Annotated in this window: 2 protein-coding genes; both read left to right on the top strand. The window is 59.5% G+C overall.

Annotated features, from left to right (window positions below; translation table 11 throughout):
- Positions 1–270 precede the first annotated feature (270 nt).
- A complete protein-coding gene (locus HT737_RS24250; RefSeq protein WP_027613339.1) occupies positions 271–1620 on the top strand; it encodes an NCS2 family permease in 1350 nt (449 codons plus the stop codon).
- A 90-nt stretch (positions 1621–1710) separates the two neighbouring features.
- Complete coding sequence (locus HT737_RS24245; protein WP_182404157.1) at positions 1711–2337, top strand: LysE family translocator; 627 nt, start codon at positions 1711–1713, stop codon at positions 2335–2337.
- Positions 2338–2365: the final 28 nt, after the last annotated feature.

The following is a 2365-nucleotide window of genomic DNA, read 5'->3' as shown; positions in this document are numbered from 1 at the left end:
CTCCCCGCAGTGATCGGTGGTGTACACAAAACCTGTGGGAGCTGGCTTGCCAGCGATGGGGCCTCTGAGGGCGATATATCCCTATCGCCTGACCTTTCGCAAACAAAACCAAAAACAATATTTGCTTTATTTGTACACAAAAGCATAATCCACTGCGTGCGAGTTCCTGACCGCATGGTCAACAAATTCGCGTATGCCTCAAAGGGCTGCTGCCACCCCTCATGGGTCCGGCCCTGGAAATAACAATAAAACTCTTGAGGAGTACTCGCTGTGGAAAGCCGCAAATCCGAAGCATCGACGCTGGAACTCTCGCCGCCCTTACGCACAGGCGTGCTGGAGCGCATCTTCAAACTCAGCTTGCATGGCACCACGGTGAAGACCGAGCTGATTGCCGGTCTGACAACCTTCATCACCATGGCTTACATCATCTTCGTCAACCCGAACATCATGGCCGATGCCGGGATCGATCACGGTGCAGCCTTCGTCGCCACCTGCATCGCCGCCGCACTCGGCTGCCTGCTGATGGGCCTGTACGCCAACTGGCCGGTGGGCCTGGCACCAGGCATGGGCCTCAACGCCTTCTTCACTTACACCGTGGTCGGCACCATGGGCTACAACTGGGAAACCGCGCTGGGTGCAGTGTTCGTTTCCGGCGTGCTGTTCATGATCCTGACCTTCTCGCGGATTCGCGAATGGCTGCTCAACAGCATCCCGGTCAGCCTGCGCTTTGCGATGGGCGCCGGTGTCGGTCTGTTCCTCGGGCTGATCGGTCTGAAAACCGCCGGTATCGTCGTCGACAGCCCGGCGACTCTGATCAAGCTCGGCTCCCTGCGTGAACCCGGCCCGCTGCTGGCGGCGATCTGCTTCCTGATGATTGCGATCCTCAGCTACCACAAAGTATTCGGCGCGATCCTCATCAGCATTATCACCGTGACCCTCGCCGGTTGGGGCCTGGGCATCGTGCACTACGAAGGAATCATGTCGACCCCGCCAAGCCTGGCGCCGACCTTCATGGCAATGAACGTCGCGGGCGTGTTCAACGTCAGCATGATCAGCGTGGTCCTGGCTTTCCTCTTCGTACACATGTTCGACACCGCCGGCACGCTGATGGGCGTCGCCCAACGCGCCAATCTGGTCAACGCTGACGGGCGTATCGAAAACCTCTCCCGCGCCATGAAAGCCGACAGTGCCTCCAGTGTCTTCGGCGCGGTGGTCGGTGTTCCTCCTGTTACCAGCTATGTGGAAAGTGCCGCTGGCGTAGCCGCTGGTGGTCGGACTGGTCTTACCGCAGTCACCGTGGGTGTGCTATTTATAGCCGCGATGTTTTTCGCACCACTGGCTGGGATGATTCCGGCTTACGCCACCGCCGGTGCACTGATTTACGTCGCGATGCTGATGATGGGCGGCATGGCCCACATTGAGTGGGACGAAGCCACCGATGCGATTCCGGCGATCGTCACCGCAATCATGATGCCGCTGACCTTCTCGGTCGCCGACGGCATTGCGCTGGGCTTCATCACCTACGTGGCGTTGAAGGCCGGTACCGGCAAGTACAAGGAAATTTCCGTCAGCCTGTGGGTGCTCTGCGCGATCTTCATCGCCAAGTTCATCTTCTTGTAAGCGTCACGCGGTTCAAGCGTCAAACCAGCCTCACCCTCACGAGTGGGGCTTTTGCACATTCTTGAGTACAACAAAAAAAGGAGCAAAGTGATGAGTCTGGAAACCTGGCTGCTGTTCAGCGGCGCTGCATTGGTGGTGATCCTGATTCCGGGGCCGCTGTCTTTGCTGATGATCAGCAACAGTCTGAACTACGGCTTGCGCCGCTCTTACCCGGCGTTTCTCGGCGGCGTGATCGCCTCGATCTGCCTGCTCAGTGCATCGGCGCTGGGGCTGGGCGCGCTGCTATTGGCCTCGGAACAGTTGTTCAACGCCCTGAAAATCGTTGGCGCGCTGTACCTGTTCTACCTCGCCTGGCAGAGCTGGCAGCAATCGCGTCAGCCATCGGTCGGCGCCGAAGTGCCGCAGGCCGCACCGGTGCCACGTTTCCGCACCCTGTTCGGCCGCGCGTTTGTGTTGGGCGCGAGCAATCCGAAGGACATTCTGTTTTTCGCCGCGTTTCTGCCGCAGTTCCTCAGCGCGCAACAACCGTTCTTGCCGCAGTTACTGATCATGATCGCGACCTGGGTGGTGCTCGACCTGTGCTGCAAACTGGCTTACGGGCTGGGTGCGCATGGCGCGGCGCGCTATTTGCGTAGCGGCAAGGGGCAGAGCTGGTTCAACCGGGTGAGTGCCGGGTTGTTCAGTGGTGCGGGCGCTGCGTCGCTGTTGAGCCGTTAAAGAGCAAAAAGATCGCAGCCTGCGGCAG

It is taken from the genome of Pseudomonas sp. MD195_PC81_125, assembly GCF_014060985.1.
In the GTDB taxonomy this organism is placed as follows: domain Bacteria; phylum Pseudomonadota; class Gammaproteobacteria; order Pseudomonadales; family Pseudomonadaceae; genus Aquipseudomonas; species Aquipseudomonas parakoreensis.
The sequence above is the reverse complement of the archived record's forward strand: the minus strand, read 5'-3'. Positions and strand labels throughout refer to the sequence as shown.